The organism is Gordonia sp. LMA484, from assembly GCF_058129505.1.
Genome location: NZ_CM176700.1, coordinates 5,663,944 through 5,679,699, shown reverse-complemented (window position 1 = coordinate 5,679,699; position 15,756 = coordinate 5,663,944). Strand labels below are relative to the sequence as shown.

The 15,756-nt window shown below is 66.2% G+C and carries 12 protein-coding genes; 1 reads left to right on the top strand and 11 read right to left on the bottom strand.

The annotated features are described in order from the left end of the window. Positions 1-7: 7 nt before the first annotated feature. Positions 8-532, bottom strand: coding sequence for an MSMEG_0572/Sll0783 family nitrogen starvation response protein (locus AC4AMJ_RS25200; protein WP_489915459.1), 525 nt, complete (start codon positions 530-532; stop codon positions 8-10). A gap of 790 nt (positions 533-1,322) precedes the next feature. Further along, complete coding sequence (locus AC4AMJ_RS25195; protein ID WP_489915457.1) at positions 1,323-2,735, bottom strand: NAD(P)/FAD-dependent oxidoreductase; 1,413 nt, start codon at positions 2,733-2,735, stop codon at positions 1,323-1,325. Positions 2,736-2,837: 102 nt separating this feature from the next. Between AC4AMJ_RS25195 and AC4AMJ_RS25190 the strand changes: the two genes are divergently transcribed. After that, entirely contained in the window at positions 2,838-3,476 is a 639-nt protein-coding gene (locus tag AC4AMJ_RS25190; RefSeq protein ID WP_489898464.1) for a TetR/AcrR family transcriptional regulator, read from the top strand. A 348-nt stretch (positions 3,477-3,824) separates the two neighbouring features. Here the strand turns inward: AC4AMJ_RS25190 and AC4AMJ_RS25185 are convergent, their stop codons facing one another. From AC4AMJ_RS25185 to stf0, 9 genes are all read right to left on the bottom strand, one after another. Then, positions 3,825-4,412, bottom strand: coding sequence for a histidine phosphatase family protein (locus AC4AMJ_RS25185; RefSeq protein ID WP_489915455.1), 588 nt, complete (start codon positions 4,410-4,412; stop codon positions 3,825-3,827). 49 nt (positions 4,413-4,461) lie between these two features. Continuing rightward, positions 4,462-5,316, bottom strand: a complete 855-nt coding sequence (locus AC4AMJ_RS25180; RefSeq protein ID WP_489915453.1) for an SDR family oxidoreductase — start codon at positions 5,314-5,316, stop codon at positions 4,462-4,464. A 51-nt stretch (positions 5,317-5,367) separates the two neighbouring features. Further along, complete coding sequence (locus AC4AMJ_RS25175; RefSeq protein WP_489898467.1) at positions 5,368-6,627, bottom strand: PucR family transcriptional regulator; 1,260 nt, start codon at positions 6,625-6,627, stop codon at positions 5,368-5,370. A 3-nt stretch (positions 6,628-6,630) separates the two neighbouring features. Beyond that, positions 6,631-8,055 carry a phytoene desaturase family protein gene (locus AC4AMJ_RS25170; protein ID WP_489915451.1) on the bottom strand — a complete coding sequence of 475 codons (1,425 nt, stop codon included), beginning with the start codon at positions 8,053-8,055 and terminating at the stop codon, positions 6,631-6,633. After that, positions 8,052-9,905: a DUF3556 domain-containing protein gene (locus AC4AMJ_RS25165; protein ID WP_489915448.1), complete on the bottom strand. Its 1,854-nt coding sequence runs from the start codon at positions 9,903-9,905 to the stop codon at positions 8,052-8,054. Before AC4AMJ_RS25165 ends, AC4AMJ_RS25170 begins: the two co-directional genes overlap by 4 nt. 446 nt (positions 9,906-10,351) lie before the next feature. After that, positions 10,352-11,839: a class I adenylate-forming enzyme family protein gene (locus AC4AMJ_RS25160; RefSeq protein WP_489915446.1), complete on the bottom strand. Its 1,488-nt coding sequence runs from the start codon at positions 11,837-11,839 to the stop codon at positions 10,352-10,354. 150 nt (positions 11,840-11,989) lie between these two features. Then, positions 11,990-13,906, bottom strand: a complete 1,917-nt coding sequence (gene cysC / locus AC4AMJ_RS25155) for an adenylyl-sulfate kinase (protein ID WP_489915444.1) — start codon at positions 13,904-13,906, stop codon at positions 11,990-11,992. Then, complete coding sequence (gene cysD / locus AC4AMJ_RS25150; RefSeq protein WP_489915442.1) at positions 13,906-14,883, bottom strand: sulfate adenylyltransferase subunit CysD; 978 nt, start codon at positions 14,881-14,883, stop codon at positions 13,906-13,908. The genes cysC and cysD overlap by 1 nt, the downstream gene beginning before the upstream one ends. Then, a complete protein-coding gene (stf0, locus tag AC4AMJ_RS25145; protein WP_489915439.1) occupies positions 14,880-15,677 on the bottom strand; it encodes a trehalose 2-sulfotransferase in 798 nt (265 codons plus the stop codon). The genes cysD and stf0 overlap by 4 nt, the downstream gene beginning before the upstream one ends. Positions 15,678-15,756: the final 79 nt, after the last annotated feature.

The following is a 15,756-nucleotide window of genomic DNA, read 5'->3' as shown; positions in this document are numbered from 1 at the left end:
GGTCGGGTCACACCATGTAGGTGGAGTTGATGATCGCGCCCTTGCGCGCGTAGTGGATGATGGCGTCCTGCACGTCGAGCGGGTGGGCCGGGATGACTCCCTCGATGAGGTCCTCTTCACGGCCGCCGTGCAGGGCGAGCCCGAAACGGCAACAGAAGACGGTGCCGCCCTCGGAGATGAAGGTCGCCAGTGAGTCGTTGATGTTCTGTTCGCCGGGGAATCCGGAATCACCGGTCTTCGGAAAGCCGCGCGTGGCAAGGCAATTGATCGCGCCGGGCCCGTAAAAGTAGATCGCCGACTCGAAGCCCTTGCGCAGCGCCCGAGTGGCCTGAAGCACCGCCACGAACGACACCGACGACTCGTGAGCGATCCCGTGCACCAACGTGAAGTAGGTTTCGCCGTCCTCGGCCTGGTAATCGGGGAAGATCTTGGTGCCGCCATAGATGTTCGACCCCTTCGGCAGCGAGGGGTGCGGGATCTCACCGAGGGACTTGGCGATGTTCTCGGTGATGGTCTCGTCGAAAGTGGGCACAGTTTCTCCTAGAATGAGGCGCGACGGGTCGAGTCCGTCGGACAGTTCGGAAGTCGAGGCGACGCTGCCTCACAAGAGGATTCGATCCCTGGGATCGGAGGTCGTAGTCCTTATCGGCTACGAGATACAGTTGACGCCCGGCGTATTTCGTGGTGGTTACCGGGAGAATAATTGAGCGACCGAATCCGTTAACATGGCCGCCGAAGGCGAGGGTGCAGGTTCTGTCGGCGGGATCTTCGGTTCTGTCGGCGGGAGGTCTGGCGCTGTGGCCCTTCGTGACGCATCCTCGCAAGCTCGGAGGCTCCTCAGGGACCGAGGGCGAGGTTTGGCGCTGTGGCCCTTCGTGACGCATCCTCGCAAGCTCGGAGGCTCCTCAGGGACCGAGGGGACGCACGCAAGCTCGGAGGCTCCTCAGGGACCGAAGGGGCGAGATTCGGGGTTCTGTCGGCGAGGCCGACGTGACGAATACCAGCGCGCCGCCGACTGCGTGCTGCAGCCGACGGCGCGGTGGGTGTTGCTGGTCCGGAGGGGCGCGGCCTCAGCTCACTGCCAGACCCAGATCCAACGACGCGAGCGCTGATCGAACCGGCGGACGCGACGGCGGCGGCGCGCGGGGGCCTGCGGGGTTTTGTTGTTGTTGGTCTTCTGCGGAGTGGGCATCGGTGGCCTTTCTCGTGGTGTGTGCGATCCGGTGTGGATCTCTCTGACACCAATGAGATTGCCCGTCAGTACTTGTGACTCCATCGACGCCTGCTGGGAGGTTGCTGGGCGTCGTTCGGGGGCGTGTCGGTCAGGCGGTGATCGGCACCCGATGCGCCGCAGGGTCGTCGCCGAGCAGCCGACCGGTCGCATCGCCGGCACGTAGGAACCGGCGCTTCTCCAGCCAGTCCGCGAGCATCCGCTTCTGCTGGAAACGCAGGTCGGCGACCACCTCTCGCGCGGAGACTTCGGGCCGACGTAGGGCTCGGGTCACCGTGCCGGCGAGGGTGGTCACCGGCATCATCGCCGCAGGCGCCTGGACGCGGTTGTAGATGTCACTCAGCACCGCCGCGAAGCCGGGCTGCTGCTGGGCCTGGCGATAGAGCTCGTACTCGAGCGGCGAGGGTGGGAGTCCGGAGGCCAGGAAGTTCGTCCACTGGTAGACATCGACGCAGTCACGCTCGCGATCGGATGCCCAGGCGGCTGTTGCGCAGTCGACGGCTTCGGGATCGGCACCGTCGCGCGCGCCGAGCACCGGGGCCAGTGCTTCCCCGAGGAGCCGGCCGTAGCGCAGTCCGTCGCGGATGCCCTGCGCGGTCACCGGATCCTTGAAGTGTCCGGCGTCGCCCGGCAGGACCCAGCCGGGGCCGCTCGACCGGCGGAAGTAGGACTCGATGCCGGTACATGCCCGCACCCGCGAGACCATCTCGCATCCGTCGAGCCGCCGAGCCAACCCGGGGAGCGCCTCGATGCCGCGGAGGTACGCGTCCTTGGCCCTCCGCCCCCTGAACTCGGCGTTGAGATCGACGGGTGGCTGCAGCAACGACAGCAGATCCCCACCGTCGCAGGGGAACGCGGTGCCGAGCAGCCGACCGACCCGCCATTGGGATGCGATGTGACGCAAGTCGGTTCGGACATCCGACCAGTAGGCGTAATAGCAGGCACGACCACTGGGTGCCACCAACGTCGGCACCCGGGCGCCGACGCGGTCGGCCACCAGACTCTTGCGGCCGTCCGCGCCGATGACGACCGGCGCATGGACCTCATGGGCCACCTCGTCGTCGTCGGTGTAGCGGATGCCGATCACACGCCCGCCGCGCCCGACGACGTCGGTGGCCGTGCACCGTTCGCGGACCTCGGCACCCGCGGCACGGGTCGTCTGCACCAGGACATCGTCGAGCTGGATGCGGCGCACGCACATCGCGTAGTCGATACCTGAGACTGCGGAGTATGTTGTGCGCCAGCCGATGTCGTCGAGGATCGCCTCGGCCAGCGGCATGCGCGGGGCGCCGATCGCCTCGACCGCGGGCAGTGCCCCGAGGGCCTGGATCTCGGCCATGGTCGTCGGCCACAGCAGATGGGTGGAGAGCGTGTCCGACGGGAACTGTGCAGCGTCGATGACGAGCACGGTCAGGCCGCGCTGGGCCAGGGCGATCGCGGTGGCCGAGCCCGCGCATCGGGCACCGACGATCACTGCATCGAACTGCTCGACGGCTGGACTCATCTGTCCTCCATCCGCCGACCTCCGACACACAGTCCGACACAGTGTCAGGAAGACGTTATGCCTGTACGCAGGGGGTGTCAAGAACGGCGTAGCATCTGCGACATGGTTTCGGTGACGAGGTCGCAGGGTGTGCACGCGCGGGAACGCCGGGCCGAAGTAACCGAACGCGTACTGACCGCCGTCGAGGAACTCCTCGCTACCGGCGAGCGCTTCACCGAACTACCGGTGCAACGGATCGCCGAACAATCCGGAATGTCGCGGACCAACTTCTACCAGTACTTCCCGAACAAGAGCGAGGTGCTGATCCAGGTCGCCGACGTCGCATCCGCCGAGTTCTTCGCCACTCCGACCGCCTGGTTCGCCGACGACGCATCGCTCGACGCGGGGGTCGCGGGAGTGGAACGCGCCATCGGCGCGATGGTCGAAGAATTCCGCAAGCATTGGACATTGATGCGCGCGTTGGGCGAGGTCGCCGCCTACGACGCCGAGGTCGCCGCATTCTGGTTCGGCCGAATCAACGACTTCATCGACTTCGCGACCTCTCGCGTCGATGTGTGGCGCGCCGCCGGACGCGTCGATCCTGTCGTCGACAGGGAGGCGGTGGCAGCCGTCACGTGGATGGTCGAGCAGAGCGTCACCCAGCACATTCTGCATCCGCGCGACACCATGTCCTCCGATCAGCGGCTGGTCGCGGCGCTGTCGCGGACGATCTGGCTGACGATCACCGCGGGAGCCGAGTGAGGGCGACACTCGTCGGGTTCTGAGGCGGCCTCCGTTTGGGAGGTCGAGGATTTGGGTGGGGTGGGTGCGAGGCCCTTCGTGACGCATCGCTCGTTCCTCGCGAGGCTCCTCAGGGACCGGTTGGTGAACGCATCGCTCGTTCCTCGCGAGGCTCCTCAGGGACCGGTTGGTGGGCGAGAGTTTGGGTGGGTGGGTGCGAGGCCCTTCGTGACGCATCGCTCGTTCCTCGCGAGGCTCCTCAGGGACCGGTTGGTGAACGCATCGCTCGTTCCTCGCGAGGCTCCTCAGGGACCGGGGGTGAGCGAGTTCTTCGATTCGCGCGTTCGTACTCGCCACCAACCCTGCGGATCAGCGCAGGTGATCGGTCTCGTTGAGCGACAACACCTGCCGATGACCGCCGGGCAGAGCGAGGACCCGGGACACCGACGTGTAGTAGGGATCGGTGAAGAACATCTTGTCGGCGCCGATGACGTGGGAGAGGTACGCATTGATCACGCCGCCATGACAGACGACCGCCACCACGCCGTCCTCGGCGCCGCCGGTCAGTGCCTCCATTCCGTCGACCACCCGCTGCTGGAACCGCGCGGTGTCAAAGGTGTTGTCGCCGAGGCGTCCGGCATTCATGTGATCGAGCAGCAGCGTGCGGTCGGTGTAGGCGAGCGCAGCCCCGTAGGTGGTCCAGCCGTGATTGAGTTCGACGAGGCGGTCGTCGACGTCGACGTCCACTGCCAGGGCGTCCCGCACAGGGTCGGCGGTCTGGACCGCTCGGCGCATCGGGCTGCTCACCAGCCGGTGCACCTGTCCGTATCGGCCGTTCGCGAGGGCCTTCGCCAGTCGCTGCGCCTGGTCGTGGCCTTCCGGGGTCAGGTCGGGGTCGGCGCCCGCGGGATCGGTCTGCCGGAACGGCAGGGCGTGCCGGATGAGGAGCAGTTCCATGGGGTCAGTTCACCGCATGGCGGTCGTCACCGCGACAGCGGGGCGTGGTTCACCGACCGGCATCGACGAAGAAGTCGTACTCGAGCGGATCGGATCCGCCGTACCGCGTCAGGTCGGTCATCCCGGCGTCGCGCAGGAGATCGGCGTCGATGAAGCACTGACCGCTGACATCAGCGGGCTGGGCGGCCAGCACCACGGCCGCGTCCGCCATGATCTGCGGATCTCGGGCGTGCGCCGACGCGTCGTCCCCGCCGAGAATGTTCTGCACCGCCGCGGTGGCGATCGTGGTCTCCGGCCACAAACAGTTGCAGGCGATGCCCCGATCAACGAACTCGGCGGCAAAACCCATGGTCAACAAGGACATCCCGTACTTGGCGAGCATGTATCCGGGAAACCTGGCCAGCCAGTTCGGTGACAGGTTCAGCGGCGGGGACAGGGTGATCACCCGACTCCGATCGGAGGTGGTGAGGTGCGGCAGGCATGCCTGGGTGAGCGCGAACGTTCCCCGCGCATTGACCGCCTGCATCAGGTCATACCGCTTCATGGAGAGCTCCGCCGTCGGTGTGGGGCTGAGGACACTCGCGTTGTTGATGCAGATGTCGATGCCACCGAAGCATTCGACGGCGGTCTGCACGACGTGGGCGACAGCGCTGTCGTCGCGGAGGTCGCCGACCACCCCGACGGCATGACCGCCGATGCGCTCGATCTCGGCGACCGCGGTATGGATCGTGCCGGGGAGGCGCGGGTCCGGGGTGTCGGTCTTGGCGAGGAGCACGATGTTCGCGCCCCGTGCGGCTAGAGCACACGCGATGGCCAGGCCGTTTCCGCGACTGCCGCCGGACATCACCACCGTGCGGCCGGCGAATTCATCGTCGGTGAGGGTTTGCAGGGTATGGGAGAGCAACAGCTGACACCTTTCGAGCAATGGATGGGTATGAAGCGGATCGGGTTGTGGTCAGTGCCGCGGACCGAGCACGGCGGGCCCGAGGAATTCGCAGACGGTCAGGGCCAGTGCAAGGTCCATCCGATCGCGATTCGGCGAGGTCGCGCCCAAGGCCTTGCCGACCCGGTACTTCACCGTGTTGCGGTGCAGGTTGAGCTGTTCGGCGGTGTGCAGATGGCTTTCCCGGGTGGCGAAATACACCGACAGGGTCTCGCGGAGCATGGCGGCGTTCTCGGTGTCATCGGCGAGGTCGCCGAGTACCTCGCGGACCCAGGATCGGGTGGAGTCGAGGTCTTGGGCCAGCAGCGACACCACGGCGACCCCTCGGTCACCGAAGCCGAGCACGCGCGCGGACGAACTGTCCGGCATCGTCGCCACCGAATACGCGGCCACCGCCTGCTCGTGCGATCGACGAAATCCGGTCAGGCCGGTCCCGGGCAGCCCCAGCGCGACATGGACTCCCGCGGGCAGATCGGCCCGCTGCGCCACGTACTCGGACTCGATGACGCTCGTCGTGTCCCGCAGCGGAATCCAGACCCACACCGTAGACCGATCGATCGCGGTGACGAGCGGCGGTCCGTCGGAGAGCAGCTTCGCTGCCAGGTCGCGGCCCGCCCGGTCCAGCGTGCTCAGGCCACGCGCATCACCCTGGGTTTCCCAGAGGATCATCGCGATGTGGTTGCGTTGCAGACGATATCCGGTCTCCTGTTCGAACGCACGTCCTTCCGGGTCGGCACCGTCGAGCAGCTGGTGGACCGTCGACGACAACACGTTGCCCTCGGCGCCCAACCATCGGCGCCGCTCGTTCTCGTAGGCCTGGAAGACGTACTGGGTGATCCACTCGATGTAGCCGAAGAGGATGTCGGAGATGTGCCGGGCCACCGTCACGGTGTCGTCCGACGACAGCCCGAGCTCCTGCACCAACCGCAGACAGTGCAGCGTCATGCTGTTCTGTCCCAACAGATATGCACGCATCAACGAGTTGGACGACACGTCGCGCTGGGCCAGGCGCAGCGCGTACTCGACGGCGGCGGTGGTGGGTTGCAGGTGATCGACTGGAATACCGTTGGCCAGCACGTGGATGATCGTCGACACGTTGCCGTGCACACTCGCCTCGAGCAGTTCCACCAGTTTGGGGTCGGAGTCGAGTTGATCGATCTCGCGTTTCATCATGTCCGACAGTTCGGCGACGAGCGCCGGCTCGCTCTCCCGCAGGCGCTTGGCGACCGCCGTGACCGCCGACGCGAGTTCCGGTGCCAGCGGGGACGTCATCATTCACCTCTGGGACGCATCGAGCGAGCGCAGTGCCGACGATGCCGCATGGTAGCCACAGAGACCGTGGATGCCCGCACCCGGAGGCGCGGACTGGGAGCACAGATAGACGCCGTCGACGCCGGTCGCATACGGGTCGATCGCCGCCCGAGGTCGCAGGATCATCTGCAGTCCATCATTGGCACCACCGATGATGTCGCCGCCGACATAATTGGCGTTGTACCCATGGAGTTGCTCGGTGCTGGTGCTGTGCGTGGCCACGATCTGGTCACGGAACCCCGGGGCGAAACGCTCGATCTGCGCGATCACCGCCTCCGTTGCGTCACCTGAATAGCCAGCGGGCACATGCGCATACGACCAGATCGGGTTGATCGACCCGTTGCTGCGCGTCGGATCGGCGAGGTACTGCTGACCGACGAGGACGAATGGTCGGTCGGCCATCACCCCGGTCGCACGTTGCCGTTCGGTGCGCGCGATCTCCGCATAGTCCCCGCCCAGGTGGACGGTACCGGCGGCGGCACATTCCGGATTGCGCCAACCGATGTCGCCGTCGATCGCGAAATCCACCTTGAATGCCGACGAACCGGTCCGGTAGCGCTGGTATGACCTTCGGATCCGAGCCGGCATCTGGTCTCCGTACAGCGAGAGAACCTGCGCGGCAGACAGATCCAGCATCACCAGGTCTGCATCGGGGATCTGCGAACGGTTGCTGATCCGTACGCCCGTCTCGATCTTGCCACCGAGCTCGCCGAGGGCCGATGCCGCCGCCGCGGTGATGGCGCCGGAACCGCCCTGGGCGACGGGCCATCCGTAGCGGTGTCCCGCCGCCAGGATCATCAGCCCGAGGGACGCCGACAATGGACGGTCGAGGCGGGTGAACGCGTGCGCGGCCACCCCGCCGAACAGTGCGCGAGCGGTGTCGGTGCGGAAGAAGCGGGCCATCACGGAGGCGGGGAGCAGCGCACGCGGGCCGAAGGCCGCCAGCTTGATCGGATGTCGCGGGATGTTGACGATCGGCCGCAGCAGGTCGCCGCCGAGATCGTCGAATCCTTTCACCAGATCACCCAGCGCGAGCCGCCAGCGACGGGAGTCGTCGCCGAGACCGTCGGCGGTCTCGGCGAGCGAGCGGCGCAGTACGCCGACGTCACCCGTGTCGAGGGGGTGCGCGCAATCGATCTCCGGCCATCTCCATCGGAGCCCGTGCTTCTCGAGTCCGATGTCGGCCCAGAACGCGGAGCCGACGGCCATCGGGTGAAACGCCGAGCAGTAATCGTGAATCACACCGGGGACCGTCAGCTCACCGGAGCGGGCGCCGCCGCCGACGGTGTCGGCCGCTTCGAGCACCTGCACGTCGACGCCGTTACGGGCGAGGTGCAGGGCGGCGGCGAGCCCGTTGGGCCCGCCGCCGACAACGACTGCTGTCGTCACTGCTGCACCTGCTTGTGGGCGGTCGGCGCGCCGTCGTTGGATCGCATCTGTGGCTCGGACACGATCTCAGGATCCGTGAGTGCGCGGTGTGCGTCAACGTCCAGCGTCCAATCGACCTCGAACGGGATGGGACCGTTCGGGAGCCAGGGCTGCTCGTTGATGGCGTCGGTAACCCGGTAGGTGCCGGTCTCGATGACACCGAGCGCCGCGTCGATGACCTTGTATCGCTGCGTACCCTTGTGGATCGGCTGGGATTCGATCCAGGCGATGGTGAACTCGCCGGGGGCGAAATTGCAGCGCCGTTGCAGGGCGGCGATCAGCTTCTCGTCGTGCAGGTGTCCGTCACCGAAGTTGAATGCCACCAGTGAGTTACAGCTGAACTCGGCTTCGCGCAGCGTGTAGGTGTCGATGTCGTCCCCGAGGTGACGCAGCATCAGCGAGAACAATGCCCGGCCCTGGCTGTGCATGGACCGCCACGCCAGCATCTGGTGCATCACGACGTCGGCGACCTCGGGCGGATACGACGCCAGCAGCTGGGTGCGGGTGTTCTTCGCGGACCGGACGACATACTTGTCGAGCTTGTCCTCGGCACCGGGCGCGAATGCCCAGGTGGCCGACGCCCAGTTGCCGGCGTACTGGCGCATCGACGGCAGGAACGACACGAGATCGGGCCTCAGGTTGCCCAGCACCGGGAAAAAGCAGAGCCCCGCGGCAATCGCCACCATCGCCCACGGCATGGTCGTGTCGGTGAGGCCGTAGCCGTTCCAGTTCGGGAAGCCCCAGAACAGGAAGATCGCGGCGTAGGCGAACAGCAGGTTCCACTCCAGCGGAACGGCCAACGGGAACGTCGAGAGGATGAACAGGTGGAAGCACACCATCAGCACCACTGCCGCAAGAGTCAGCCACTTGTTGGCGGAGAACAGCAGCACGAGCGGGGTGATGACCTCGACCAGCGTGCCGAGCACATGGCCGATGCCACCGGCCACCTTTGACGGTCGCATGTCCTCGGGGAAGTTGCGGTAGTGCGCCCGCTTGATCGCCTTGCTCGGCATCCACGGTGTGTTCGACAGCATGGGCGGGATCACCATCGAGAAGTGGTGGCCCAGCTTGGAGATACCGGCGCCGACCCACACGGTGACGATGAGCAGCTTCAGCGCGACGATCATGTCGACGAACGGCAGGAAACCGAAGAAGACGATGGCGGGCAGATATTGCTCGGATCGTGCCGCGATGAAGATGACCTTGTCACGCAGCCCGATGACGACGAGCAATGCGATGAGCGGATACATCAGCGCGGGGTTGACCAGGCCCTGGTTGTCGGCGACGACCGAATCCAGCGACGACGAGGTGACGCCGGGCAGCACGATGGCCACGACCAGGTTGACCAGAATCAGGGCGTAGATCGCGACGTCGCCCGATGTGCGGGTGTCGCCTTTGGTGAGGGGCACCTTTCCCGGCCACGGTGGGAGCCGAATGGTGTTGGGTCGCAACCAGTACAGGAACCCTCCGGTCATCGGTTTGAAATGGCCGGCAAGCGGTCCCCAGGAGCCGCCGATGCCGAGGATCTCGACGAGCACGGTCCACAGGATCGCCTTCTGGTAGACGATGGGCTGATTCCACCAGTCGGTGACATGCAGCGGGTTCAGCCCGGACGTGAGGGTGGCGAGCGTGATGCCGACGCCGGCATAGAACACGAACACCTTGACCAAGTAGATGACGTGCACCATTTTCGGTGTGCCGAAGCCGTATTCGGCCCAGTGGCGGCCGAGCACACGGAGCCGTTCGAGGAACGGTTTGTCGAGGAAGGTGTCGGGGTCGACGGGTGGGAAGTCGGGTTGGGTGAAGCCCATGGTGGTGCTCCTTCGGGTTGGGGTGCGGTTTCGGGGGTTGGGTTGTGGGGGTCGGGTTGTGGGGGTCTCGATACGCCCTTCGTGACGCTCGCAAGCTCGCTCCTCAGGGACCGAGGGGGAACGTCGCAAGCTCGCTCCTCAGGGACCGAGGGGAAACGTCGCAAGCTCGCTCCTCAGGGACCGAGGGGAACGTCGCAAGCTCGCTTCCTCAGGGACCGAGGGGAAACGTCGCAAGCTCGCTTCCTCAGGGACCGAGGGGGAACGTCGCAAGCTCGCTTCCTCAGGGGCCGAGGGGACGCTCGCAAGCTCGCTTCCTCAGGGACCGAGGGGGACGTCGGTGGTGGTGGGTCTCGATACGCCACGGGCTCGCAAGCTCGCACGTGGCTACTCGACCAGCGGGGGCAGCGCCGGCCGGAATCTCCCGCTGATCGAGTAGGTCCGAGCCGCTAGGCGAGGGCCGTATCGAGATCCGCGCGAATCTGAGTGCGCACTTCGGTGCGCAGGGCCGGCTTGTCGATCTTGCCCACGGGATTGCGTGGCAGGGTGTCGACGACGTGGATCTGGCTCGGCTGCTTGACCTTTGCCAGCAGTCGGTTGAGGTGGGCGCCGAGATCGTCGGCGGTGACTGGCTGATCGGGGTAGGCGACGACGAAGGCCACCGGGACCTCCCCGTACAGTTCGTCCGGCGCCCCGACGACAGCACACTCGAGCACCGCGGGATGGCCGGCGAGTGCGTTCTCGATCTCCTTGGGGTAGATGTTCTCCCCGCCGCGGATGATCATGTCCTTGATCCGGTCCACCAGCGTGAGGTAGTCATCGGTGTCCAGGCGTCCGACGTCACCGGTGTACAGACGGCCGTCGACGACGGTGGTGGCGGTGGCGTCGGGGCGATTCAGGTAGCCCTGCATGACATTCGGCCCACTGATCACCACTTCGCCGGTTTGTCCGGCAGCGACGTCGCGGCCGTCGGGTCCGATGATCGAGATGCGCTGACCGGGCAACGCGGGTCCGACGGTGCCGAGCTTGCGGACGCCATCGACCGGGTTGCAGGCCGACGCGCAGGTGCCCTCGGTCAGGCCGTACCCTTCGACGATCGGTATGCCGAAGGCCTTTTCGGTGCGGTCGAGGAGTTCGGCGGAGATGGGTGCGGCGCCGCAGATCGCGAAGCGCAGGGATGCCAACGCCTCTGTGTCGAGGTCCGGGTGCGACACCAGCAGCGCGTAGATGGTGGGCACGGCCGAGAAGAAGGTGGGGCGCAACCGCGCGACGTCGTCGAAGAATCGGGAGGCGGAGAACTTTCCGGTGATCGAGAGCTGTCCGCCGGCCAGGATCGGCGCGAGAAAGCTGACGCAGATGGCGTTGACGTGGAAGAGCGGGAGGACCAGTAGTGCATGGTCGGCGGAGGTGAGTGCGCAGTGCGCCACCATCGCCGAGCCCATGTAGTCCAGGTTCGCGTGCGAGAGCCGCACACCCTTGGGCCGGCCGGTGGAGCCGGAGGTGTAGATGAGCAGGGCGTCATCGCCGGCCGCCGGCGTGCTCGGTGGCGCCCATGCGTCGGACGGCTGGGCCCTCAGCTCGTCGACGTGCACGAAGATGCGGTCGGGATCGGTCTCGCCGGCGGTCTCGCCGACCACGACGCGTGCTCGGGCATCCCCGAGCTGATACTCCGCCTCGTCGGGGGTGAACGCCGGATTGACCGGTGTGGCGATGGCCCCCAGCCGCCACGCGGCCATCAGTGTGATGAGCAGTTCGGCACGATTGGGGAGGAAGGTCGCCACCACGTCGCCGCGCCCGACCCCGAGGGTCTGCAGCTGTTGCGCACACGCATCCACCCGGTGTGCGAACTCGGCATAGGTCAGCTCACAGGAGTCGTCGCGGACGCAGGGAGCCGACCCCCGATGCGCGAGGTCCCAGGCGAAATAGGAAACGGTCACGGTCGGTGCCCTTTCGTCGTAGCTGGCTGTGAGCTACGACACTATGTGCGCTGCGGTGCAGGTGAAACGGTCTGGCGGGCCAGAGTTCGATGGGGTGATTGTGCTCCGAGGACAAAGGAGACCTCCCGATCGGTGCGGTCGACGACTCGCTCAAAGATCGAGAATGCCCCGTTCGGTCAGGACCGCAACCACGCGCCCGGCGAGTTCCTCGATGTCCTCTCCGGTCGTGTCGAACCGCAGGTCCGGGCTCGTCGGCTTCTCGTACGGTGCGTCCACCCCGGTGAGCCCTCTGAGCTGACCGCGCCGCGCGCGTTCATACAGCCCCTTGGGATCTCGGCGCTCACATTCGGCGACCGGGGTGCTGACGTGGATCTCGATGAACTCCAGATCGGCGGCCCGGTGGAGCTCGCGCGCGATCTCGCGATCGGATCGCAACGGGGACACCATCGAGGCGATGGACACCACGCCGGCGTCGGCGAACAGTCTGGCGAGGTGGCCGACACGACGGACGTTCTCGGCGCGGTCGCCGGGCGAGAATCCGAGGTCGTCGGAGATACCGTGTCGAATGTTGTCGCCGTCGATGAGGTAGGCAACCCGGCCGCGGCCCACGATCGCACGTTCGAGGGCGACGGCGACCGTCGACTTCCCTGACGCGGGCAGTCCGGTGAGCCAGACGGTCGCGCCGCGTTGGCCGGTCTTCTGCCATCGCTCGGGTCGGCCCAGCGAGCTCGGATGCCACTTGATGTCGTTACGAGTCGCATTGCCCGGAATCACCTCCCGGGCTTCGGTGATCGTGCCCGCCCCGACGGTGTCGTTGGAGGACTCGTCGATGAGGATGAATGCACCGGTGTCACGGTTCTCGAAATAGCGATCGGCTACGACGACCGAGGAGGTGCGCAGCGTGATGACCCCGATGTCGTTGAGAGCCAATGAACTCGGACCGACTTGCTCGATGAGGGTCTCCGGGTCGAGACGTCGCTCCAAGGACTGGACCGTCGCGCGCACCGACGCCGCGCCGTGCTTCAGAGCGACCCGATCTCCGGCACGCAGAGGCGATTCCGACAACCAGCACACGGTCGCGTCGAGCTCACGGGCCGGCACCGGACGGTGAGCTGTGGTCGCGGCGCTGACGATGATGTCGCCACGACCGATGTCGATCTCGTCAGCCAGTTCGATCGAGATGGACAACGGCGCGACCGCGACTGCGCGTTCGTCGTCGAGGGTGTCCACGGCGGTGACAACACTGTTGTTGCCCGACGGTAGGACAGTCACCTCGTCGCCTACCTGCAGGCGCCCCGACGCGAGTCGTCCGTAGTAGCGTCGGCGATGAACGTCCGTGGGACGCGAAACCCATTGGACGGGAAAGCGAAGCTCATCTGTCGTCGGCGACGGAGCGACGAGCTCGATACCCTCCAGATGCTCCAGCAGGGTGGGACCGGTGTACCAGGGCGTGTTCACCGACCGGTGCACCACATTGTCGCCATCCTTGGCGGCGACGGGAATGGCCAGAATGCGATCGATGCCGACCTGTGTTGCGAGATCGGTCAGGTCGGCCTCGATCTCGGCGAATCGTTCCGCGGAGTAGTCGACCAGATCGATCTTGTTGACCGCCGCGATCACGTGCGGTACCCCGACCACACCGGCGATGCGGGCGTGTCGACGTGTCTGGACCTGTAACCCGTTGCGCGCGTCGACCAGCAGCACCGCGACGTGCGCGTTGGAGGTACCGGTGAAGGTGTTGCGGGTGTAGCGCTCATGCCCCGGGGTGTCGGCCAGGACGTAGTTGCGCCGTGCGGTCGAGAAGAATCGATAGGCGACGTCGATCGTTATGCCCTGTTCGCGTTCGGCGCGCAATCCGTCGGACAGGGCTGCGAGGTCGGCGACACCGTCCTCGTCCGTCACGGCGTCGATGTGATCGGTGGGTAGGCTGCCCGTGTCGTGCAACAGACGGCCGATCAACGTGGATTTGCCGTCATCGACGCTGCCTGCCGTGGCCATGCGCAGGATCTGGCGCCGACGCGACTGGTCGGCAGCGTCCGGGCGGTCCCCGATTGTTCTGGTGCTCATCAGAAGTACCCCTCGCGCTTGCGGTCCTCCATGGCGGCCGACGACGTACGGTCATCGGCACGGGTCTCGCCGCGTTCCGACACCGTCGCGTCGGAGATCTCGGCGATGATCTCGGGGATGGTGGTGGCGCGGGAGCGGACGGCACCGGTGATGGTGAGGTCGCCGACCGTGCGGTAGCGCACCCACTCGCTGTGTGGGCTCTCGCCGTCCCGTGGTCGGCTGTAGGGCGAGACGGCGAGCAGGATGCCGTCGCGATCGAACACCTGCCGTTCACTGGCGTAGTAGATGGACGGCAGATCGAGGCTCTCCAGTTCGATGTAGCGCCAGATGTCGACCTCGGTCCAGTTCGACAATGGAAAGACGCGCACCGACTCCCCACGTCGGATGCGGCCGTTGTAGATCGACCATGGTTCGGGGCGTTGCGATCTCGGATCCCATTGGCCGAATTCGTCCCGGAAGCTGAACACACGTTCCTTGGCGCGTGCGCGATCCTCGTCGCGTCGTGCGCCGCCGAACGCGGCGTCGAAGCCGCCTGCCTCCAACGCATCCAGAAGCGTGCGTGTCTGCAGGCGATTGCGGGATCCCGACGGATCTGTCGTCTCGGCGACGCGACCGGCGTCGATCGATTCCTGCACCGACGCCACGATCAGCTTGATGCCGGCCGGGTTGTCCGGGGTCGGTTCCACGCGCCGGTCCCGGAACTCGATGACCTCGTCGAAGTTGTGGCCCGTGTCGACATGGAGAATCGGGAACGGCAGAGGATGCGGCCGAAATGCCTTCTCCGCCAGACGGAGCAGGACGATCGAATCCTTACCGCCAGAGAACAACAGCACCGGCCGTTCCAGTTCGGCGACCACCTCGCGGATGATATGGACCGCCTCGGATTCCAGAACACGCAGCGCAGCAACGTGTTCGATGTCGCCCTCCGTACGCGGGTCATCGAATTGCGGGGCGATCAGCTCCGGCTCTGCAGTCATAATGCGTATCCGTTCTGTGCGGCATCCTGGCGGTAACGATGCGCCCATTCCTGGGAACGCTCGTTGGACTGCGGTTTGAGTGGAGGTGGCGGTGCGAGGTCTGGGTCCTGTCCGATCGCCGCCAGAACACGTGCGGTGGTACGGGTGGGAGCCTGGGTCAGCTCGGTGAAACCTATCGGGATCGGTGTGATCCGCTCGGACTCGAACCACCGGCGCCAGTGTCGATCCTGTTCGAGGAGGAGACCGGCGAGGTGCGCGATCGCCCCGGCGTGATAGACCGCGCCGTCCTCACCTGCCGAGTGCCGCCCGTCCTCGTCGCGCCAGATCCGCGTCTGCACCGCACGCCACATCGACACTGCTTGTGGCACAACATCTTCACGGTAGACGTACACGTAGACGGGATCGGTTCCGCCAAAGAGTGAGCGGATCGCGGTACGCAGCGAGCCTGATCCGACGCGGGACCGCGCGATGAGCAGCGGGGTCTGGTTCCACATGAGCTTGCCACCCCAGACGCCGTTGGGGGAGCGCCCCTGATCGAGGACATCGGCCTTCCATTCGTCCCAGTCCCGATCATCGATGACGCCGCGGTCCAGCGGAGCGAGCCGATCCAGGATCGCCGGGTCGGTGACACCGGCGAACCATTCCCGCGGCTGCGGCGCCAGCGACGAGCTCGCGAAGTACTGGAAGAACTCCTGCGGCTTGCCCGCGACACCGGATGCGGCCAGCGACTCCACCAACAGCGTGCTGCCGCTGCGCTGGCTCGCGCACACGAGATAGTTCGGGATGTCGGACACGCGGATCAGTCTAGCGGCGCGGAAAACCCTTGCAACCTGGGCTTTTACGGTCAACCAGCACGTAACTCTTTACATCCTC